This window comes from Methermicoccus shengliensis DSM 18856 (assembly GCF_000711905.1).
GTDB lineage: Archaea > Halobacteriota > Methanosarcinia > DSM-18856 > Methermicoccaceae > Methermicoccus > Methermicoccus shengliensis.
This window is the reverse complement of sequence record NZ_JONQ01000008.1, coordinates 93,562-111,987: the sequence shown is the minus strand read 5'-3', so window position 1 is coordinate 111,987 and position 18,426 is coordinate 93,562. Positions and strand designations below refer to the sequence as shown.

Sequence of the window (18,426 nt, the reverse complement as noted above, 5' to 3'; positions counted from 1 at the left end):
CATGTATGGATGCTAAGCCTACATACATGAAGATACGGCTGAGTGGTGGTGAGGCACACTGCTACCTCATCCCAATCGAGCCAGCTCCCCTCATAGTGATAGCAGCCCGCAGGGGGTTTGTGATGTGTGGCTACCTCGATATGAGGGCGGTGGAGGAGATGGGGGTTGCTGCGGCCAAGGTGAGGGGTGTTCATAGCTTCAACGATGTGCTAAATGCACAGATAGTGGAGGCCACCTCCTGTGCACGGCAGATGGGCGTGAGCGTCGGGATGAGGGGAAAGGATGCCCTCGAGAGGATGTGTTGATGAGCACGCCAAGGGAGCTCCTCAACAGAATCAAGTGGTCTGTCTCTCCAAGCCTCGAGGATGTGCTGGTGTATTATGTTGACAGGGGTGCTCCCTCTGATGTGGGCTGTGTGCAGGGTGAGGTAATCGAGAAACTGGAACGGGGGCTTTTTGTGCTAAAGGGCGGCACCCACATCCCCTACCATCGCATATTCAGAATAGAGCACAGGGGAACACCCATCTACTACAGAGAGGACAAGGACCCCAGAGCTAAACCACCTCGTTCCTGAGGATGCCCACACCTTCTATGTCGACCTCGACGACGTCTCCCCTCTGCAGCTCTCCCACTCCGGCTGGTGTGCCCGTCATGATTACATCACCGCTCTCCAGTGTCATCACCTTTGATATGAACTCCACGAGGAAGAACACGTCGAATATCATGTTCTTGGTGCTCCCATCCTGAACGGTGGTGCCATTCACCCTGCAGCGTACTTTGAGTTCTGGAGGCCCCTCGATGGGCTGTATGAACGGCCCAATGGGTGCGAAGGTATCAAAGCCCTTGGCCCTCGTCCACTGCCCATCTCTTCGCTGCAGGTCCCGTGCGGTTACGTCGTTTACGCAGGTGTACCCCATTATCACCTCGGGACATTGGCTCTTGTCGATGTTTTTGCACCGCTTTCCGATAACGATTCCCAGCTCTGCCTCGTAGTTTAGTTCTGATGTCTCCTTGGGATACACTATCTTTTCTTCGTGGGCAATTATTGCGCTGGGTGGTTTTAAGAACAGTATGGGCTCCACTGGCGGCTCCATGTCCAGCTCCATCGCATGGTCATAGTAGTTGAGTCCCACCCCCACGATTTTTGAGGGTGTGCAGGGTGGCAGAATCTTGGAGTCTGATAGAGGAATGCTCTCTCCGTACTCCATCGAGCCCACAAAGAGCTCATCGCCCACCACTTCTCCAGTGTACACCTCTCCTGCGTACTCCACCCTAGCTATCATACAACCACCTTGCGTCCTGCACCATCCCTTTTGTAGTGTCCAAACTCAGGGCCATCGAGCACCTCACCAGAGAACACGGGCCCCTCTTTACACACCCTGAGCCCCAGTGGGTCTATACAGCACGCCCCGCACACACCAATACCGCACTTGAAGTAGCGGTGCAAACTGAACTCGACCCTCGAGAGCACGCCGGCGCGTTTGCACAGGGAGTGCACCTTTGCCATCATCCCCTCTGGACCGCAGCAGTATATCCTCTCGAACTGCTCAAGCTCCACATTCCTTAGCGCATCCACCACCGTGCCACTAATCCCACAGGAGCCATCGTCGGTAGCCACCACGGGCTCACATCCATCGAGCTCTTCGAGCAGTATCAGCTCCTCCCTTCGTCTTGCGCCCACGCACACAGTGGGGTTGCATCCATTCTCCACAAGACGAGTGTACAGATAGGCGAGGGGTGCAATGCCCAGCCCTCCCGCAATCAGCAGGGCATTTCTCTTTGCAAGGGTGAAGCCGTTGCCATAGTACCCTCTGATTCCCAGCCCGTCTCCTCTGTGCATATCACACAGCGCCCTCGTGGCAGTGCCCACCTGCTGAACGGTGATGCCCAGCCTGCCCTGCTCAAAGTGGGAGACCGCCATGGGCACTTCATCTGTGCCCCTCACCCACACCATCACGAACTGTCCTGGGTGTGGTATGCCCTCTGGTGTTGGTTCTAAGAACAGCGTGCTTATGTGGGGTGTATGTCTGACAGTCTCGACGACCTCGCAGTTCAGTGGCCTCATGAGTGTTCCCGTGCCCAATGCCGAAGGTAGCTTGGGGACGAAGGTATTAAACCTTTTGAGCCTTGTCGTGCGTGCTTTGCACCCGCTTTCCATGCTCGCTGGGTATTATCTGGAGCTTTGCATCCTCGAACTTTCGCTCTATGGCGTTGGGAAACAGCCTATCGAGCACAACTGCGAGCGCTGCCACCTCGGAGTGGGGCTGATTGCCCACTGCCACGTTGTAGTCTGCAAGCTCGTACACGTCCCTTGGCACCTTCTCAGCCCCCACGACGAGCATCACATCCCTATCCTGCTGCTTGAGCTGTGGGGCGACCTCGGATATGCTCCTGCCATACATCGTGAGGTGGCACACCACCCCTCCAGCTTCCTTCCACTCCTCTATTGCCCTCCTCCAGCTCACGCCCTCCTTCACATAGAAGCTTCCTCCCCACCTCTCCACCACGTCCGATACCGTGCGCACCACCTCCTCGTCCTTTGCGGAGAGCAGCACACCCTCCGCACCAAGCGCCCTTGCCGCAAGGCACAGGTGGGTGGTTATGCGAAAGTCCCTCCATTCCCTGTGTCCTATTCTTAGCACAACTGCTTTCATATCATCTCTCCATCACTTTTTTGCACGCCCTGTCGTAGATTACATCCATATTTGGTTATTATGTCTTGTCCCTGTACCTCCTCTGAGCGAGCGATTCCGAGCTGTGCCTCCACTGATTTTAGTCCACCTCTGATTCCTATCAGTCTGGTAGGATACAGCAGGTCAGCGTGCATGCACTGCATCTCAAGCTCTGGCATCTCAGAGAGCAGGAACGGCACATCGAATCTCCTGCCATTGAACGTGAGCAGCAGCCTGCGCCCCTCACGAACTGGCGCACCCTTTGAACTCTTCATATGCTCTCCAGTGCTCCCTTGGGGGAAGCATTCTTGCAAAGTAGCTGGCGTCCAGCGTCCTTAGTGCCTGCCTCGATTCTGTGAGGCCGATAGAGAATCTATCTTCAATATCGTTCCAGCTCGCAACTACATGGGGCAGATGCAAGAACGTCCTTTTGAGCAAGCGTATCACTTGGAATTTTGCGGGAAAGCTATTTAATCTTTTGAGGGGTGGAAACCATCCGTGAGCATCCCCAGAATACTGATATCGGCGGACAGAAGCTCGGCAGGAAAGACCACGATAGCCATGGGTCTGGGCTCTCTGCTGCACAAGAGGGGCATCAGGGTTCAGCCCTTTAAGGTGGCGCTGGACTACATAGACTCCTCCTATCACACCGAGCTCACTGGAAGGCCGTGTCGAAACCTCGATGGGTTTCTGATGTCTGAGGACACCATTCTTGAGAGCTTCTCACGTGGGGTGAAGGGGGCAGAGCTCGCCCTCATAGAGGGTGTGCGGGGGCTGTACGAGGGGCTGGAGGCAACGAGCGATGTGGGTAGCACTGCCCAGATCGCAAAGCTGCTCAGGTGTCCCGTGGTGCTCGTGATCAATGCCCGCAGCATCACTCGCTCCGCTGCCGCCATCGTGCGGGGTTATCAGGAGTTTGACAGAAAAGTGAACATCCGTGGCGTGATACTGAACCAGATAGGAAGCCAGGCACATGCACAGAAGACCATAGAGGCGATAGAGACCTACACCGATGTGAAGGTGCTGGGTGCAATTCCAAGAAGCAGCGAGATGAGACTCGTCATGAGGCATCTCGGGCTCGTGCCAGCCATCGAGGGCAAGCTCACCGACAGGAAGCAGTTTGAGCGCAGGGTGAGCACGATAGAGCGCATGCTCAGCGAGCACGTGGACATCGATGCCCTTGTAAAAATCGCCCGCGAGGCACCACCGCTGAAGCTTCCACCAGTCCCAGAGCAGGGGGAGTCCCCCTCTGATGTGAGGGTGGGGGTGGCAATGGACGAGGCATTCAACTTCTACTATCCCGAGAACATTGAGAGCCTTCAGCAGGCGGGTGCGCAGGTGGTACCATTCTCTCCAGTTGGGGATTCCCACCTGCCCGATGTGGATGGTCTCTACATAGGAGGGGGCTACCCAGAGCTGTTTGCCGAGGAGCTATCCAGCAACTGGGGGATGAGGCAGGACATACTGGAAGCGTCCAGGGGTGGAATGCCCATCTTTGCCGAGTGTGGCGGGCTGCTGTATCTTGCCCGCTCCATCAGCATAGATGTGGATGGCTTTCTGGCATCTCTCGAGGGCAAGAGGGTAGAGCAGCACGGGGAGACCTATGAGATGGTGGGGGTGGTGCCCGCACACGCCACGATGGGCGAAAGACATGTGGTCAGGTACACGGCGGGCACCCTCACGAGAGACACACCCATAGGCGCTGCTGGTACGCATCTAAAGGGGCACGAGTTTCACCACTCCCATCTGGAGGGGCTTCCCCAAGATGCTCCCCTCGTGCTCTCACTCTCGAGGGGAGAGGGGATAGATGGCAGCAGGGATGGCTTTCTCTCAGGGCAGACGCTTGCCCAGTACTGTCACATCCACGCCCTCTCATACAGGGGCTTCGCACCCTCATTCGTGAGGGCGTGCAAAAGCTTTAAGATAGGATGAGCACCTTTTCAATCCCACCTTAGTCTGATTTCAACTTGCCTCCAGCCTCCTTGTTATTTATTCGATTAACCGAACGTGATCCTTGGAATTTGGTCCTCCTTCATGCTCCACTCCATGGTCCAGAAGAAGGCCTCGCCTTTGGCTATCCTGAAAACGGCAAGCAGGGGGTCATCTGGGCCTTTTATTCCCATCTGCTTGAGGAAACTCCTTTCCTCAAGGCACCTTCTCTTCAGTTCCAAATCGTCTAAAAACTCCACAGTCCCGCTTACCCTTAGCATCTTCCCTTCCTGAGGATCCCAGAAGCATACCTCCACCTTGGGGTTCTTCTTCAATTGCCTGTAGAGGGCCTTTACCGTTTGGGTCTGAAAGTAAAAGCCGGTCTGGTCGGCAAACCACATCTCTAAGGCCCTTACCCGAGGCTGGTCTCCGTCCACGGTGGCAAGATAACTGGTCTTAACCCGATTGGCGAATTCTATACAATCCTTGAACTCCATCTCCTCCCTCCTTTTAGTTTTCTTTCAATCCTACGTGGTCTGATTTTAGTAAACATAGCAGAAAAGATATATAAGCGTTTCTACTAACTTTCAATCCCACCTTAGCCTGATTTCAACAGCAATGAGCCATCAGATGAGCAGCCCCCGAGGAGAAAGGGATGCCCGCATATGATGAGGTGCTGCTTTTGGCAGTGCTCGCCATCCCCGCATGCCTCCGCAAGTATTTATAATCTGGGAGCCAATGCGGATTGTATGATGGACCTCAAGGATTACATATTCTCTGCCGTGATGGTGGTCTCTGCCTTTGTGCTGACCCACACGTGGCTCACGAGGTTCGGCCCCTCGGATAGCGTGATCGTGGTCTCTGCAATGCTCATGGTGGGAGCGCTTGCGGGCATGATACTCAGCATAGAGATGAGACTCAGAAGGATGGAGCAGGACATGGAAAAGAGGCACAGCTCCATGAAGTTCGCGCTGGACTCGATTGAGGAGAGCCTCTCTACCCAGATGGTCAAGATGGTGGAGAGAACGAACCAGGCAATGGAGGAGCTGTCAAAGCGCGTGTATCGGTGAGTTGAAATAGGGAGCATGCATGGGGTGATACGATGAACACAAGACTCGCCTCGTATTTCATGGTGGCCATCATGGTGATATCCACGCTGTGGGTCATTGGCATAGGTCTGCTGGACAGCAGCAAGGGACCCGTGGACACTCAGCCCACGCCCACAGAAGAGGGTACGTTCAATGTACCTGGAAGGCTCGTTTATGCTTCTTTTGACTCCTTAGAGCACTGTCTCAACATCACGCCCTCTGGGGTGGTGCGTGCGGTGTTCCTCGATCCCAGCAGGGCAGAGGGTACGCCTCTTGGCACATACCTCTCCACACAGCTTTCCCAGCTCTATCCCTATCCTCTGTATTTCTCAAATGTGCAGAGGGCATACATCGCCCAGTATGGGAACGGCTCGAGCCTCGAGATGCACTACATCCGTCCAAAGACGTTCAGCTTCAACTACCTCAATGCGAGCACCTACAAGAGGTACACCGTGATAGAGCGCATCAACCCGGCTGGCTACACGGTGCTCGGAGACCCCATCGTGTACTCGCCTGAGAGGGAGCTGGTGAATGCCACGATAGACAGGCTAAGCGACCACAACGATACCGCACTCGGGCAGTACGCTGAGCTCTTTGAGGTCACGTGGGATACGGCGCAGGATGCGATGCAGGTGGTGGGCGTAGCTCCAGATGGCACCATCTACTACATGGGGCTGCATCCAAACGGCACACTCTCAGAGAGGTGGACATTCTATCTCGAGCCATCCGAGAGCCTCCTTGACTCGCTCACCTCCCGTGTGCAGAGCGGGATGGCGAGCGGCAACTTCACGGTGTACACGATGGAGAGTACTCAGCTCGAGGGAAGGGATGTGGTTGTGGTGAGCATAGATGCGGTGGACCCTGAGCTGCTGCTCACTGAACCCCTGGTGTGAGGTGGGAGCATGAGAGATGTGAGAAGCATGTCCAAGGAGCAGTGTGAGGCGTGGATGAGGGAGCTGGAGGAGAGCGGAGCCATACGGGACATCACCGAAGACCACAGGCTCAGGCTCGCAGCCCTTCAGAACCCGGCAAGAAGGAGAATACTCGAGGCATTGAGGGACAGACCAATGGGGCTCGAGGAGCTATCCCAACGCCTCAACATACCCTCCACGCAGCTCAGGTTCCATATCGAGATGCTAAGGAGCGCACTCTATGTGGAGCTCGAGGGGGATGTGGTGGACCTCACTCCGAGGGGGGTGCACTACATCAGGTATCGGTGAGTGTGTATGCTCGACCTTGTGATAAGGGGTGCCAAGGTGTTCTGTGAGGGCGAGCTGCGCGAGCTGGAGATAGCGGTGAGGGATGGGAAGATAGTAAAGCTCGCAAGAGCAGTGCCCCACGAGCAGGCGGAGGTGGAGGTGAATGCAAGGGGGCTTGTGGCACTTCCAGGTGGCATAGATGTGCACGTGCACTTCAGAGACCCCGGACACACCCACAAGGAGAGCTGGTACACGGGCTCGTGTGCTGCTGCCGCAGGGGGCATCACCACCGTGATAGACCAGCCCAACACCACACCCCCCACCGTCGATGGGCGCTCATTCAAGAAGAAGCTTCGAAGGGCGAGAAGGCTCTCGATAGTGGACTTTGGAATCAACGGAGGGGTGGTGGAGGATAACATGGAAAAGCTCGACGTGCTCGCGCACGCAGGGGTGATGGCGTTTGGCGAGATATTCATGGGCGAGTCCACCAATGCACGGGCTCTGGAGATGGAGGTGCTCAAGGCTGCGCTGGAGGAGATAGCACGGCTCGGTCTTCCAGCGTGTGTGCATGCCGAGGACATGCGCACCATCGAGAGGTGTGAGCCAGAGGCGAGAGGAGACCAGACGATGTATCACATGCTCGCCCGCCCTCCAGCCGCCGAGGCGAGAGCGGTGATGGACGTGGTCAACATCGCCCGTTCCATTGGGGGGCTCAGGCTGCACATCTGCCATGTGAGCACGCGTGATGGTGTGGGTATGGTCAGAAATGCCAAGTACATAGGCATGCGGGCATCGTGCGAGGTCACGCCCCATCACCTGCTGCTCTCAGAGGTGCACGCCCAGAGGCTCGGCTCAAGGGCGAAGGTTAACCCTCCGTTGAGGTCAGAGGAGCACGTGCGGGCGCTGTGGGCTGCTCTTCGAAGTGGCACGATAGATGTTCTTGCCTCTGACCACGCCCCCCACACGCTGGCGGAAAAGGAGCAGCACGTGTTCGATGCTCCATCTGGGCTTCCGGGCGTGGAGACGCTGCTTCCCCTGATGCTGATGTGTGTGAGGGAGAACCGCCTGTCCCTCCATAGGCTGGTGGATGCCCTGTGCACGAGGCCAGCCAGTCTGTTCGGCATCGAGGGTAAGGGGAGGATTGCGCTTGGTTATGATGCGGACATAGCCCTGTTTGACATGAAGAGACCGGAGAAGATTGATGCCGAGGTGCTCCACAGCAAGGCTGGGTGGAGCCCGTTTGAGGGCATGGAGGCAGTGTTTCCCATGCTCACGGTGTCGAGGGGGGAGGTGGTGTTCGACCGCATCAGAAATGAGGATGTGGTGGGGGAAAAGGGGAGGGGAAGGTGGGTCATCCCGGGTGGATGTGGAGATGGGGCACAGTATGGAGATGGAGATGGGGCACAGTAGCACCTCGAGGGCACATGCGCCAGCCCACATCACGGGGTTCTTTGCACCCCATATGGAGGAAGATGCGAGGAAAAGCGGTTCTGTGGGCTGTGGCATCACCCTGTCCCAGCGGGGAGGGTGTGTGGTGGCGGGCCATGGCACGAGCTATCGTGGCAAGCAGGTGAGCTGCAGGGTTGTGGAGAGAGCCCTTGCAATGCTGGGGATAGAGGGTGTGGGGGTGCATCTGTACTCGGATGCCCCTGTGGGGTGCGGGCTTGGTATGAGCGGTGCGTTTGCCCTCTCTGCATGCATGGCGGCATGCCAGCATCTCAAAACGCCAAAGACGATGCGGGAGATTCTCACTGCTGCTCACTGCAGCGAGGTGGAGTGCAGGACGGGGCTGGGTGATGTGGTTGCCCAGTGTACTGGTGGGCTCGTGATGAGACTCAAGCCGGGCATTCCCCCGATTGGCGAGGTGGACTGTATCCCAACCTCCCCTGCCATTATATCGTATGTGGCAAGGGGCAGGATGGACACCTCCGAGGTGCTCACGGAGATGGACACCTCTAAAATCGGGCGGCTTGGGAGGTGGGCATTGAGGCAGATGCTGAAAAAGCCCACTCTCGAGCAGTTTTTCAGACTCTCTCGGGATTTTGCACGTGAGAGTGGGCTTGCCACTCCGTGGGTGCTCGATGTGATGGAGGCAGTGGAGGCAGAGGGGGGCTTATGCTCGATGGCGATGCTCGGCGAGTGTGTGTTTGCGCTGGGCGTACCACGGGCGCTGGAGGAGTTTGGAACCCCACATGTGTGCTATCTGAGCACGCAGCGGGCAGGGCTTGGATAGGGCTACTCCTCGAGGGGCTGAAACGAGTCCTTAGTGGCTCCACACACTGGGCATACCCAGTCGTCTGGAAGGCCCTCAAAAGGCGTACCTGGAGGAATGCCCGCGTCTGGATCTCCCTCTTCTGGATCATACACATAACCGCAAACAGTGCAAATCCACTTGAGCATGGGCGAACCTCCAACATGGGTTATTCATATCGCTTATAGCTCTTTCGATTCCCATATCCTCACGAAGAGCCTGTAGAGCCCCTCCACATCCTTACACTCCCTGCCAGCAAGATGCTTGAACCGTCCGCGTATCCTCGTGTCGGGCTTGCACCCAAACGCCCTCATGCTGCGGGATATTTTCTGGGAGAGTCTGTCCCCCGTGGTGTCCCAGTCCGTGAGCACCACCACCTCCCCATAGTGCCTTGCCAGCCTCTCCGCAAACTCGCTCACTGGCCCCCTTGCAAGATACCTCACCTCTCCCTTTACGCCGAGGGCTCTAAGTGCCCTCACATCCTTTATTCCCTCCACCACGATAGGCACACCCTCCTCAGAGCGAGCAAGGAGCTCCTCGAGGGTCAAGAGCAACCTTCTTATCCTCTCGTCCCTTGGCTCTTCCATGCTCACCCCTCAAAAAGGGCGGTGTACACTGTGCCGGGCTCCACTCCCAGAACTTTGATGGTCTTCTTTGTGCTCGCCTCTCCTGCCACGATTCTCACACTGGATGTGGGTACTCCAAGCCTTCGGGCGATTTCCCTCACAAGCTCGGTGTTGGCTCTGCCCCCCCGTGGAGGTGCTGCCACTTTCACCACTATCCTTTTGCGCCATGCATCATATCCAGCGGGAATTTCAGTCCTCTTGGAGGACGGGCTCACCTCCACATCGAGGAGCACGCCATCATCCGTTTTTCTGATTGCCTCCATTGCGTCCATTGTTCCACATCTGTGCTCAGTGAAGAAAAGGCTTATTGCACATCATGCAGCTGTGTGAGCTGATGAGGATAGCAGAGTGTGGGTATGCGTTTCCAGAGGCTCTCCTTGAGATATACAGGAGCAGGGGAATCGTGGAGCTGTATCCTCCACAGGAGGAAGCGATTAATGCTGGGCTGCTTGAGGGCAAGAACCTGCTCGCCGCCATACCAACAGCATCTGGAAAGACCCTCATCGCCGAGCTTGCCATGGTGAGAAGCATTCTCGAGGGTGGAAAGGCACTCTACATCGTGCCCCTTCGAGCCCTTGCAGCAGAAAAGCATGCAGAGTTCTCAAAGCTCTCTTCAGTTGGGATAAGTGTGGGCATATCCACGGGAGACTTCGATGTGCGCGATGAGGGGCTTGGGGAGCACGACATCATAGTGGCAACGTGCGAGAAGGTGGACTCGCTCATCAGAAATGGTGCCTCGTGGATAGGGGAGCTCACATGTGTGGTGCTGGACGAGGTGCACCTCATCGACTCGCCCACACGGGGACCCACCCTCGAGATGACGGTGGCAAAGCTCAAGGCAATGCTGCCCCACCTGCAGATTGTGGCCCTCTCTGCAACTGTTGCCAATCCCGAGGAAGTCGCACGCTGGCTGGATGCGAACCTCGTGGTCAGTGATTGGCGTCCAGTGCTCTTAAGGGAGGGTGTTTTTCTCGATGGGGTGGTCGAGTTCTCGGATGGTACGATGAGGCAGCTCAAAGGGGGAGCAGAGCCAATCTCCAGCCTTGTGGAGAGCACCGTGAGTGAGGGTGGGCAGTGCCTCGTGTTCGAGTCCACGCGCCAGAACGCCGAGAGCTGTGCCAAGAGGGTTGCCAGCACCACACAGAGAACCCTCTCTGAAGAGGATGAGCAAGCGGTGGGCGAGATGGCTGACCAGATCGAGAGCACGAGCGACGTGCTGCTCGTGAGAAAGCTTGCGGCATGTGTGAGGAGGGGTGCTGCATTTCACCATGCTGGGCTCGATGCCCAGCACCGCGCCATCGTGGAGAGGGGCTTTCGGTCGGGGCATATCAAGTGTGTGGTGAGCACCCCCACCCTCGCATTTGGACTGAACCTCCCTGCGAGGATGGTAATCATAAGGGGCTATAGAAGATACGACCCGGCGTACGGGAGCATCCCCATTCCCGTGCTCGAGTACAAACAGATGGCCGGGAGGGCTGGAAGACCATTCCTCGACCCATACGGGGAGGCGGTGCTCGTGGCAAAATCTCAGGACGAGGCTGCATACCTCATGGAGACATATGTGAGGGGAGAGCCAGAGCGCATAACCTCCAAGCTGGCAAGCGAGAGCGTGCTTCGCTCTCACATCCTGTCCCTCATTGCCTCGGGGTTTGCCAAGAGCCTCGATGGCGTGGTGGAGTTCATGAGGGGCACGCTGTACATGTGCCAGCAGGAGGGCTTTTCCCTCTCGTTCGTGATAAGTTCGGTGATAGGGGTGTTAGAGCAGATGGGAATGCTCACAGAGGAGAGCGGCGTGCTGGTGGCAACACCCCTCGGTGAAAAGGTGTCGAGGCTGTACATCGACCCATTGAGTGCCCACAGGATGGTGCGGTGCTTGATGTCCTCCATAGAGCCCACTCCCCTCACGCTGGTGCACGTGCTGTGCTCCACGCCCGATATGCGCACCCTGTATGTCAGGAGCAGTGAGTTCGATGATGTGGAGGCCTACATAGAGGAGCATGCCCACGAGTTCTATCGTATCCCGCCAATGGAGAGCGGGGAGTACGATGCCTTTGTTCGGGAGGTAAAGACCGCAAGGGTGCTGCTCGAGTGGATGGACGAGGTTCCAGAGGATGCGCTGTGCTCCCGCTATCGGATGGGACCTGGGGACATTCGAGCCCTCGTGGAGACCGCACGCTGGCTCGCCCATGCGCTGACAGAGCTTGCGAGGCTCCTCCACGCCGATGCCCATGGGCTTGCATCCGTGATTGAGAAGAGAATGCAGTATGGTGTGAGGCAGGAGCTGCTACCCCTCGTGAGGCTCAAGGGCATAGGAAGGGTGAGGGCGAGAAGGCTGTACGACGCTGGATACAGGACGCCCGATGCCCTCGCACACAACCCAGAGGAGGTGGCAAGGATAATAGGCGAAAGAACTGCCAAGAAGCTGCTGCTTGGCATCGATGTGAAAGGTGAGGGCGTGCAGCCCCCTCAGAGGAAGCTCGGTGAGTTTTGAGGTGGTATGATGACCCATAGGCCAGTAGGGGGGTCGCTGAGGTTTGTGGTGTGCGTGTGCAGCACCTCGAGATACGCGTCTTATGGAAGGTGCACCACACCTCCACCAGATGACCGCTCTGGCAGGCTTGCGATAGAACTCATCGAGGGGGCTGGGCATACCGCTTCTTACGTGCTCGTGTCTGACGATGAGCGCATGATAGATGGGGTGATAGAGCACTTTCTCTCGGGAGAGGATGACGTGCTGCTGCTCATAGGTGGCACTGGGCTGACCTCGAGGGACATAACGATAGAGCGGGCAGAAAGGTGGTATCACAAACCCGTCACAGGGTTTGGTGAGCTGTTCAGACTTCTCAGCTTCCATGAGGTGGGAACGGCGGCGATGCTCTCGAGGGCATCTGCCGGGGTGTGCTCTGGAAAGGCAATCTTCTGTGTTCCTGGTTCCTCGAAGGCGGTGGAGCTTGCCCTCTCAAAGCTCATACTGTGTGAGGTGGGACACGTTATCAGACATGCGAGAGAGTAGGTTTAGAACAGTGTCGAGATTGTGAACTCTGCAAGGGCACCCACCACTGCTGCCGCTGGTATTGTGAGTATCCATGCCCCCACTATCTGCCTTGCCACGCCCCATCTCACCGATGTTAGGCTCTTGGTCATCCCCACTCCCATGATGGAGCCCGAGATCACCTGTGTGGTGCTCACGGGGATACCAAACACTGCCATGAGGGCGAGCACCATCCCCCCAGTGCTCTCTGCACAGAATCCCTGATATGGCCTGAGCTTTGTGACCCTCTTTGCCATCGTTGCCACGATGCGCCATCCACCAAAGAATGTGCCCAGAGCCATGGCTCCAGATGCGCTTAGGATGACCCACACAGGCACCTCGAACGAGGGTATCATTCCCTGTGAAAACAGCAGGAGGGTGATGATTCCCATCGTTTTTTGGGCATCGTTGGCACCATGGGTGAGCGAGTAAAAGGAGGCGGATACCAGCTGAAGCCTTCTGAAGTATTTGTTCATGGTCTCGGCGGTATATCGTCTGAACAGCCTTATGACGAGCGATGCCACAAAGAACCCGCCACAGAGCCCGAGTATGGGAGCCACTGCCATGAACAGCACAACCGCCGATATACCACCCACGGGAATCCTGCCAGTGAGTGTGATCATGGGTATCCCGACGGCAAAGCCGAGCAGCACGCCGATGAGCACCGTGCGGTTGCTTATGTCTATGTGCAGCACCTTGTGGATGGTGAGCCATCCCACACAGCACACGGCAACGGCGAGCAGGGAGTAGAACAGGAGGGATGCGAGCAGGGACGTGCTGGGAAGATACACCACACCCCACCCGTTGGCAGCCACTGCAGCTCCGATTAGCCCTCCAATGAGGCTGTGGCTGCTCGAGATGGGCAGCCCGAACCACCACGTGATTAGATTCCAGGAAATCGCCCCGATGAGGGTGGCTGCCAGCACCGAGAGGGTAATCACATCTGGGACCACTATACCCCTGCCCACTGTCTTGGCCACGGCGGTGGTGAACACGAGCGGACCCAGGAGGTTGAAGGTGGCGGCAAGCCCAACTGCCTGAAGGGGTGTGAGCACGCGGGTGGCGACCACCGTTGCAATGGCGTTGGCAGCATCGTGAAAGCCATTGAGAAAGTCGAAGATGAGGGCGAGAAAGATTATCGCCCCAATGACAACCTCAGCGCCCACCATGCTCACGCCTCACGCATGCTTGGATACAATGTCGCTGATGGTGTTTGCCGCATCCTCACACGCATCTGTGGCCTGCTCGAGCCTCTCATAGATGTCCTTCAGCTTTATGAGCTCAATCACGTCCTGCGTGTTGAACACATCGAGCATGCACAGCTCGAACAGCTCGTCTGCGTAGTCCTCCAGCCTGTTGGTCTCCACACAGCACGCCTCGACCTCTCTGGGATTTTTCATGTGTCTTAGGCCCCTTATGCCCCTCTCGAGCTCTTTCGTGGAGTTCAGGATTATCCTTGCCAGCTCGAGCATGTTCTCCCTCGGCTCCTTGATATCGTATATGACCAGCATCCTCGCCACCTCGTCTATGTGGTCGAGGATATCGTCCAGCTTGGACGAGAGATGAGCGATGTCCTCATGGTCGAGGGGCGTGATGAATGCGACGTTCAGCTCCTCAAATATCTGGTGGGTGATGTGGTCTCCGTCATGCTCGATGTGCTTGATTTTACTCTTCTTCTCTTCTATGTTCTCATAGTTCGTGAGAAGCTCCAGCAGAGCCTCTGCCCCAGATACGAGATTGCTCACCTCCTTTTCCAGAAGGTCGAAAAACACGTAGTTCTTGGGGATGATCCACTCTCTAAATCCCATAGCGCCCACCGAGCCATCGTGCCCTATGCACACTATTAGATAAATCTTTCCACTTGGGCTATGTTGCCATGTTGCCCCCAAAGGGGGCAGATGCCAGCATTCAGGCCATTATTTTATATTTATAGTCAAAATCTTTCTCCTTTATAACGTATTTTGCATCCCCGCGGGCTATGAGCACAAACGCATGTCGTATGATGTGCTCGAAGAACTCACAGTATGGGCTCTTGTGCATCATATCTCCCTCCACCGCGTACACCTCGGCTGGGCATGGGGCACCACAGATATTTCTGAAGGCGCATGTGCTGCAGTGCTCTATGTGCTCCACCACCCTTGCCCTCACCTTTCTAAACGGCTCGGAATCCAGTGCGCGTTCTATGTCCCTCTGGGAGGCGAGCACATTCCCTCCCCTAAACTCCTCGAATCCTATGAACTCGCCGCAGGGAACGATATTTCCATCTGCCGAGATGGCAAAGAACCGCCTTCCCCCTCCACAGGGCGTGATATCGCACATCAGCCTTCTCCCAAGGGGTGCCACGATGCCCAGCACGAGGTTTGCATAGTCTCCAATGACGATTGGGCGCCCAGACGACCTCGTGAGCTCCACTGCCCTCTCCACCGCGGCGATGAAGAACCTCGTGAGCTTCTCAATATCTGGTCTTGCCTGAACCGCTGGCGGCTGTGTGCCCCTCACGGGGTTCATGAGCGCTGCCCTCACCCCACGCTCATGGAGAAAGTCCACCATCTGGGGCAAATGCTCCACGTTGTACTTCGTTATCGTGGTCACCACGTTGAGCCCCTCATAGCCATCGAACCATTCGATTGCTCTTGTCACCTTTTCATATGTGCCCCCTCCACCCATCAGCTTCCGTATGTGGTCGTTGGTCTTTTGGTCTGGTGAGTCCAGCGACAGACCAATGCTCACCCCCCTTTCCATTATGAACTCGGCGTCCTCCTGCTCGAGGAGCGTCCCGTTAGTCTGAATGCCAAAGTGAAACACGCCATCGAACTCGTCTATCACCTCCTTCAGGCTGTCCTTTACGAGCAGGGGCTCGCTGCCATGGAATACCACCACGGGCTTTCTGCCATCCATCTCGAACTGGGAAAAGTAGTCTTGCAGTCTGTGCAGTGCAGTCCTTATCTCCTCCGTGCTCATCTTTCTGCCCGTGCTCCTCAGCGGCTTGGGGATGTAGCAGTAGAGGCAGTCAGCGTTGCACCTGTCCACTGCGTTGAAGTAAACCGCAGTGGGAAACACCTCGAACCTGAACTTCTTCATCTCCTCTGCAAGCACATCTTTGACCTCGAGGTACCTTGGTATTACCTCGTCCCTGAGGGTGGTCTGCAGGTCTCTCTTATTTGATATGAGTGCCCAGAACATTGTATCCGGGTCTATCACCACCGTCCACTCATCATTGACATCACACATCGTAAGTCTTGGATTCTCACCAGTGTTGTAGTGCATCTTTTACCCTCCAAAAAAGGGACGGGCTTAGAAGCCCGTCTTTTCCTTTGGTATGTCTCCGTAGATGATGTAGTGGGAGAGTCCCCCACTGCTCTCGCTGCAGTCCATTCGGTACATTACCAGTGTCCTGCTGTCCTTTTCCATGGTTCTCCACTCCTTGCCCCAGCGGGGCATTCTATATGGTGGCAATACAAACTATAAAAAACTTACTTTATTTAACTAAAATTAATTTGATTTATTGGTAAACTGGTTTTGTAGTTATCAAAAGTCCGCAATTAGAGTTTATTTATTCGTAAATTTGGATATAGGTGTGATGAATAGGCACCGTCCTCCTCAATCGAGCCAGTACCCTCTATCTTCGCTCATCCATGTACTTTTTCCATGTCTTGACGGCACACAGCTCCCCACACATGGAGCACACGTCGGAATCCCTGCTCCTCGAGTGTATCTGCACAGCCTTTTCCGGGTCCATGGCAAGCTCGAACTGTCGTGCCCAGTCGAGCCTAGCCCTTGCCCTTGCCATGTCGTCATCCCATGCCCTTGCCCTCTCCCTCAGCCTCACGATGTCTGCCACGTGGGCTGCAATCCTCGTCACTATGGTGCCCTCCTTGATGTCATCGGCGGATGGTAATGCGAGGTGCTCGGCAGCTGTGCACATGCATATGAAGTCTGCACCATACATTCCCGCAACTGCCGCCCCTATGGCGCTGGTGATGTGGTCGTACCCAGGAGCGACGTCCGTGGTGACGGGACCGAGGAGATAGAGGGGTGCCCCATCACACAGGTGCTTCATCCCCTTCACTGAGAGCTCTATCTCGTCGAGGGGCACGTGTCCAGGTCCCTCCACCATCACCTGCACGCCCGCCTTTCTTGCCCTCCTGACCAGCTCACCGAGGATTATGAACTCCGAGAACTTGCCCCTGTCCGAGGCATCTGCGAGGCAGCCAGGACGCAGGGCATCTCCGAGGGATATGGTGACGTCTTCCTGTTTGCACATCTCGAGCACGTAGTCGAACTGGCTGTAATAGGGGTTTTCCTCCCCTGTCTCGGCAATCCACCACGCAGTGAGGCTTCCTCCCCTCGAGACAATGCCCAGCACCCGCTCGCTTCTTTCGATGTGGACAAGGCTCTCCTTCGTTATTCCCGCGTGTATCGTGAGAAAGTCTACCCCATCATCGATATGCCGTTCCACGGCTGAAAGAAACTCATCGGCGTCCACCTCGGCGGGATGCCGTTCGATGAAGGGCTCGTACACGGGCACGGTGCCCACGGGTATGTGAACTTCCCTCAGGATTGCCCTTCTCACGGCCTGTACATCGCCCCCAGTGGAGAGATCCATCACCGTGTGGGCACCGTATCTCTCGGCAACCTTCGCCTTCTCGACCTCCTCCGCGAGCGATGAGGCGCTCTTTGAGGTGCCCACATTGGCATTCACTTTTATGCCCATGTGCTCGCCGATGCACGCGAGCCTTCGCTCCCTCTCGGCATTTTTATCACTGCACGGTGCGACCACGCGGCCCAATGCGATGAGCCGCGCCAGCTTTTCTGGGGGAAAATCCTCGCTGGCAGCGAGGGAAGCAATCCTCCCCTCTATCCTGCCAGCCCTCGCATCCTCAATCAGTGTCATGGTCTGAGATGAATCTCAATCCAACATTCTTAAGGCTGTTGTATTTTCCGATGTTTATGAGCAGGGGAGTAAGGCTTTCGACAAGATGGGCGTTCTCGAGCCCACCACCATCCAGTGCTCTCAGCACCTCGGCATCCCTCGCCAGCTGAAATGCCACCCTCTTTGCACGCTCCTGTCCACACACCACCACATCGTACGTGCGTGTCTCCCTGAGGTCTGCGAGCTTTTTGGCGGGAACGCTGTGAAACGCTGCGGCAAGGGATGTGCTCTCAGGCAGCAGGGCTCGCATGAACATCGCAGCAGAGCCCTCCTCTGGCGGCTCATACACCATCCTCTCGCCCTCTTTTCTCATGGGGACCACGGGGGATATCACCACCTTGCCCTCGAGCTGGTCCACAACCTCCTCGAGCGCATCTCTCACGTGCTCAAAGGGCACACATACCAGCACCACGTCAGCCTCACTGGCTGCCATGGAGTTGGTGCTGGTGAGCAGCTTGCACTGCGTTATCCCGGCCTCCTCAAGGCATCTTTTGTAGTCCTCGCACGCCCGCTTCGACTTCTCAATTTTCCTTGAGCCCACGATTACCTCGTGCTTCGTGCTCCACCTATACGCCAATCCCCTGCCAATGCCGCCAGTGCCGCCGATGAGAGCAATCTTCATGTGCACTCCTTGCAAATACATCTCTTTTAAAGCTAACCTCAGATGCCGTACAGCTCCTCGTCGAGATGTGCCACT

25 protein-coding genes are annotated in these 18,426 nt (G+C 56.4%); 10 read left to right on the top strand and 15 right to left on the bottom strand.

Going from position 1 to position 18,426, the window contains the following annotated elements; all coding sequences use genetic code 11:
* Nucleotides 1–5 precede the first annotated feature (5 nt).
* Entirely contained in the window at nt 6–305 is a 300-nt protein-coding gene (locus tag BP07_RS02750; RefSeq protein WP_245597032.1) for a YunC family protein, read from the top strand.
* The gene (locus tag BP07_RS02745; RefSeq protein WP_042685307.1) at nt 305–574 is read left to right on the top strand and encodes a DUF504 domain-containing protein; all 270 of its coding nucleotides are present in this window, start codon (nt 305–307) and stop codon (nt 572–574) included. The genes BP07_RS02750 and BP07_RS02745 overlap by 1 nt, the downstream gene beginning before the upstream one ends.
* Here the strand turns inward: BP07_RS02745 and BP07_RS02740 are convergent.
* From BP07_RS02740 to BP07_RS08740, 5 genes are read right to left on the bottom strand one after another with little or no spacing between them, the layout of a single operon-like run.
* Nucleotides 555–1,283, bottom strand: a complete 729-nt coding sequence (locus BP07_RS02740) for a fumarylacetoacetate hydrolase family protein (protein WP_042685304.1) — start codon at nt 1,281–1,283, stop codon at nt 555–557. The two genes, BP07_RS02745 and BP07_RS02740, sit on opposite strands and share 20 nt — an antisense overlap.
* On the bottom strand, nt 1,280–2,083 hold the full coding sequence (locus BP07_RS02735) for a dihydroorotate dehydrogenase electron transfer subunit (RefSeq protein WP_169736235.1): 804 nt from the start codon (nt 2,081–2,083) through the stop codon (nt 1,280–1,282). Before BP07_RS02735 ends, BP07_RS02740 begins: the two co-directional genes overlap by 4 nt.
* Nucleotides 2,084–2,111: 28 nt before the next feature.
* Complete coding sequence (locus BP07_RS02730) at nt 2,112–2,654, bottom strand: tRNA (cytidine(56)-2'-O)-methyltransferase (RefSeq protein WP_042685302.1); 543 nt, start codon at nt 2,652–2,654, stop codon at nt 2,112–2,114.
* A complete protein-coding gene (locus tag BP07_RS02725) occupies nt 2,651–2,947 on the bottom strand; it encodes a ribonuclease H-like domain-containing protein (RefSeq protein ID WP_042685299.1) in 297 nt (98 codons plus the stop codon). Before BP07_RS02725 ends, BP07_RS02730 begins: the two co-directional genes overlap by 4 nt.
* A complete protein-coding gene (locus BP07_RS08740; protein ID WP_157203048.1) occupies nt 2,916–3,119 on the bottom strand; it encodes a hypothetical protein in 204 nt (67 codons plus the stop codon). The genes BP07_RS02725 and BP07_RS08740 overlap by 32 nt, the downstream gene beginning before the upstream one ends.
* Nucleotides 3,120–3,170: 51 nt before the next feature.
* Between BP07_RS08740 and cfbB the strand changes: the two genes are divergently transcribed.
* Complete coding sequence (cfbB, locus tag BP07_RS02720; RefSeq protein WP_042685296.1) at nt 3,171–4,604, top strand: Ni-sirohydrochlorin a,c-diamide synthase; 1,434 nt, start codon at nt 3,171–3,173, stop codon at nt 4,602–4,604.
* 65 nt (nt 4,605–4,669) lie between these two features.
* Here the strand turns inward: cfbB and BP07_RS02715 are convergent, their stop codons facing one another.
* Entirely contained in the window at nt 4,670–5,098 is a 429-nt protein-coding gene (locus BP07_RS02715) for a pyridoxamine 5'-phosphate oxidase family protein (RefSeq protein WP_042685294.1), read from the bottom strand.
* Between the two features lie 252 nt (nt 5,099–5,350).
* On the opposite strand from BP07_RS02715, the gene BP07_RS02710 reads away from it, so the two are divergent.
* The 5 genes from BP07_RS02710 to BP07_RS02690 are packed head-to-tail and all read left to right on the top strand — an operon-like array spanning nt 5,351 to nt 9,121.
* On the top strand, nt 5,351–5,671 hold the full coding sequence (locus BP07_RS02710; RefSeq protein WP_052353186.1) for a hypothetical protein: 321 nt from the start codon (nt 5,351–5,353) through the stop codon (nt 5,669–5,671).
* Nucleotides 5,672–5,703: 32 nt separating this feature from the next.
* Entirely contained in the window at nt 5,704–6,582 is an 879-nt protein-coding gene (locus tag BP07_RS02705; protein ID WP_042685292.1) for a hypothetical protein, read from the top strand.
* Between the two features lie 9 nt (nt 6,583–6,591).
* Nucleotides 6,592–6,909 carry a winged helix-turn-helix domain-containing protein gene (locus tag BP07_RS02700; protein WP_052353185.1) on the top strand — a complete coding sequence of 106 codons (318 nt, stop codon included), beginning with the start codon at nt 6,592–6,594 and terminating at the stop codon, nt 6,907–6,909.
* A 6-nt stretch (nt 6,910–6,915) separates the two neighbouring features.
* A complete protein-coding gene (locus tag BP07_RS02695) occupies nt 6,916–8,298 on the top strand; it encodes a dihydroorotase (RefSeq protein WP_042685290.1) in 1,383 nt (460 codons plus the stop codon).
* Nucleotides 8,273–9,121 carry a pantoate kinase gene (locus tag BP07_RS02690; protein WP_052353184.1) on the top strand — a complete coding sequence of 283 codons (849 nt, stop codon included), beginning with the start codon at nt 8,273–8,275 and terminating at the stop codon, nt 9,119–9,121. Before BP07_RS02695 ends, BP07_RS02690 begins: the two co-directional genes overlap by 26 nt.
* Before the next feature lie 2 nt (nt 9,122–9,123).
* Here the strand turns inward: BP07_RS02690 and rd are convergent, their stop codons facing one another.
* Genes rd through BP07_RS02675 form a run of 3 tightly spaced genes read right to left on the bottom strand, consistent with a single transcriptional unit; the run spans nt 9,124 to nt 10,037 of the window.
* Nucleotides 9,124–9,288 carry a rubredoxin gene (rd, locus tag BP07_RS02685; RefSeq protein WP_042685284.1) on the bottom strand — a complete coding sequence of 55 codons (165 nt, stop codon included), beginning with the start codon at nt 9,286–9,288 and terminating at the stop codon, nt 9,124–9,126.
* A 33-nt stretch (nt 9,289–9,321) separates the two neighbouring features.
* Nucleotides 9,322–9,726, bottom strand: a complete 405-nt coding sequence (locus tag BP07_RS02680; RefSeq protein WP_052353183.1) for a toprim domain-containing protein — start codon at nt 9,724–9,726, stop codon at nt 9,322–9,324.
* 2 nt (nt 9,727–9,728) lie between these two features.
* Nucleotides 9,729–10,037 carry a DUF167 domain-containing protein gene (locus tag BP07_RS02675; protein ID WP_052353182.1) on the bottom strand — a complete coding sequence of 103 codons (309 nt, stop codon included), beginning with the start codon at nt 10,035–10,037 and terminating at the stop codon, nt 9,729–9,731.
* Between the two features lie 62 nt (nt 10,038–10,099).
* Between BP07_RS02675 and BP07_RS02670 the strand changes: the two genes are divergently transcribed.
* Nucleotides 10,100–12,256 carry an ATP-dependent DNA helicase gene (locus BP07_RS02670; RefSeq protein ID WP_042685863.1) on the top strand — a complete coding sequence of 719 codons (2,157 nt, stop codon included), beginning with the start codon at nt 10,100–10,102 and terminating at the stop codon, nt 12,254–12,256.
* A gap of 6 nt (nt 12,257–12,262) precedes the next feature.
* Nucleotides 12,263–12,778 carry a MogA/MoaB family molybdenum cofactor biosynthesis protein gene (locus BP07_RS02665; RefSeq protein WP_042685283.1) on the top strand — a complete coding sequence of 172 codons (516 nt, stop codon included), beginning with the start codon at nt 12,263–12,265 and terminating at the stop codon, nt 12,776–12,778.
* A gap of 2 nt (nt 12,779–12,780) precedes the next feature.
* Here BP07_RS02665 and BP07_RS02660 read toward each other — a convergent pair whose 3' ends face one another.
* From BP07_RS02660 to npdG, 6 genes are all read right to left on the bottom strand, one after another.
* Nucleotides 12,781–13,965, bottom strand: a complete 1,185-nt coding sequence (locus BP07_RS02660) for an inorganic phosphate transporter (RefSeq protein ID WP_042685280.1) — start codon at nt 13,963–13,965, stop codon at nt 12,781–12,783.
* A 9-nt stretch (nt 13,966–13,974) separates the two neighbouring features.
* Nucleotides 13,975–14,604, bottom strand: coding sequence for a DUF47 domain-containing protein (locus BP07_RS02655; RefSeq protein ID WP_042685278.1), 630 nt, complete (start codon nt 14,602–14,604; stop codon nt 13,975–13,977).
* A gap of 100 nt (nt 14,605–14,704) precedes the next feature.
* Complete coding sequence (cbpB, locus tag BP07_RS02650; protein WP_052353180.1) at nt 14,705–16,063, bottom strand: peptide-modifying radical SAM enzyme CbpB; 1,359 nt, start codon at nt 16,061–16,063, stop codon at nt 14,705–14,707.
* A 27-nt stretch (nt 16,064–16,090) separates the two neighbouring features.
* The gene (locus tag BP07_RS08735) at nt 16,091–16,237 is read right to left on the bottom strand and encodes a hypothetical protein (RefSeq protein WP_157203045.1); all 147 of its coding nucleotides are present in this window, start codon (nt 16,235–16,237) and stop codon (nt 16,091–16,093) included.
* A 178-nt stretch (nt 16,238–16,415) separates the two neighbouring features.
* Complete coding sequence (thiC, locus tag BP07_RS02645) at nt 16,416–17,690, bottom strand: phosphomethylpyrimidine synthase ThiC (protein ID WP_042685275.1); 1,275 nt, start codon at nt 17,688–17,690, stop codon at nt 16,416–16,418.
* A complete protein-coding gene (gene npdG, locus BP07_RS02640) occupies nt 17,677–18,351 on the bottom strand; it encodes an NADPH-dependent F420 reductase (RefSeq protein WP_042685273.1) in 675 nt (224 codons plus the stop codon). Before npdG ends, thiC begins: the two co-directional genes overlap by 14 nt.
* Nucleotides 18,352–18,426 lie beyond the last annotated feature (75 nt).

Excerpts from the sequence above, each read along its gene's own strand:
- BP07_RS02750 (WP_245597032.1), top strand. The coding sequence starts at position 6 with ATGGATGCTAAGCCTACATACATGAAGATACGGCTGAGTGGTGGTGAG.
- BP07_RS02745 (WP_042685307.1), top strand. The coding sequence starts at position 305 with ATGAGCACGCCAAGGGAGCTCCTCAACAGAATCAAGTGGTCTGTCTCT.
- BP07_RS02740 (WP_042685304.1), bottom strand. The coding sequence starts at position 1,283 with ATGATAGCTAGGGTGGAGTACGCAGGAGAGGTGTACACTGGAGAAGTG.
- BP07_RS02730 (WP_042685302.1), bottom strand. The coding sequence starts at position 2,654 with ATGAAAGCAGTTGTGCTAAGAATAGGACACAGGGAATGGAGGGACTTT.
- BP07_RS02725 (WP_042685299.1), bottom strand. The coding sequence starts at position 2,947 with ATGAAGAGTTCAAAGGGTGCGCCAGTTCGTGAGGGGCGCAGGCTGCTG.
- BP07_RS02715 (WP_042685294.1), bottom strand. The coding sequence starts at position 5,098 with ATGGAGTTCAAGGATTGTATAGAATTCGCCAATCGGGTTAAGACCAGT.
- BP07_RS02710 (WP_052353186.1), top strand. The coding sequence starts at position 5,351 with ATGATGGACCTCAAGGATTACATATTCTCTGCCGTGATGGTGGTCTCT.
- BP07_RS02705 (WP_042685292.1), top strand. The coding sequence starts at position 5,704 with ATGAACACAAGACTCGCCTCGTATTTCATGGTGGCCATCATGGTGATA.
- BP07_RS02700 (WP_052353185.1), top strand. The coding sequence starts at position 6,592 with ATGAGAGATGTGAGAAGCATGTCCAAGGAGCAGTGTGAGGCGTGGATG.
- BP07_RS02695 (WP_042685290.1), top strand. The coding sequence starts at position 6,916 with ATGCTCGACCTTGTGATAAGGGGTGCCAAGGTGTTCTGTGAGGGCGAG.
- BP07_RS02690 (WP_052353184.1), top strand. The coding sequence starts at position 8,273 with ATGGAGATGGAGATGGGGCACAGTAGCACCTCGAGGGCACATGCGCCA.
- rd (WP_042685284.1), bottom strand. The coding sequence starts at position 9,288 with ATGCTCAAGTGGATTTGCACTGTTTGCGGTTATGTGTATGATCCAGAA.
- BP07_RS02680 (WP_052353183.1), bottom strand. The coding sequence starts at position 9,726 with ATGGAAGAGCCAAGGGACGAGAGGATAAGAAGGTTGCTCTTGACCCTC.
- BP07_RS02675 (WP_052353182.1), bottom strand. The coding sequence starts at position 10,037 with ATGGACGCAATGGAGGCAATCAGAAAAACGGATGATGGCGTGCTCCTC.
- BP07_RS02670 (WP_042685863.1), top strand. The coding sequence starts at position 10,100 with ATGAGGATAGCAGAGTGTGGGTATGCGTTTCCAGAGGCTCTCCTTGAG.
- BP07_RS02665 (WP_042685283.1), top strand. The coding sequence starts at position 12,263 with ATGATGACCCATAGGCCAGTAGGGGGGTCGCTGAGGTTTGTGGTGTGC.
- BP07_RS02660 (WP_042685280.1), bottom strand. The coding sequence starts at position 13,965 with ATGGTGGGCGCTGAGGTTGTCATTGGGGCGATAATCTTTCTCGCCCTC.
- BP07_RS02655 (WP_042685278.1), bottom strand. The coding sequence starts at position 14,604 with ATGGGATTTAGAGAGTGGATCATCCCCAAGAACTACGTGTTTTTCGAC.
- cbpB (WP_052353180.1), bottom strand. The coding sequence starts at position 16,063 with ATGCACTACAACACTGGTGAGAATCCAAGACTTACGATGTGTGATGTC.
- BP07_RS08735 (WP_157203045.1), bottom strand. The coding sequence starts at position 16,237 with ATGCCCCGCTGGGGCAAGGAGTGGAGAACCATGGAAAAGGACAGCAGG.
- thiC (WP_042685275.1), bottom strand. The coding sequence starts at position 17,690 with ATGACACTGATTGAGGATGCGAGGGCTGGCAGGATAGAGGGGAGGATT.
- npdG (WP_042685273.1), bottom strand. The coding sequence starts at position 18,351 with ATGAAGATTGCTCTCATCGGCGGCACTGGCGGCATTGGCAGGGGATTG.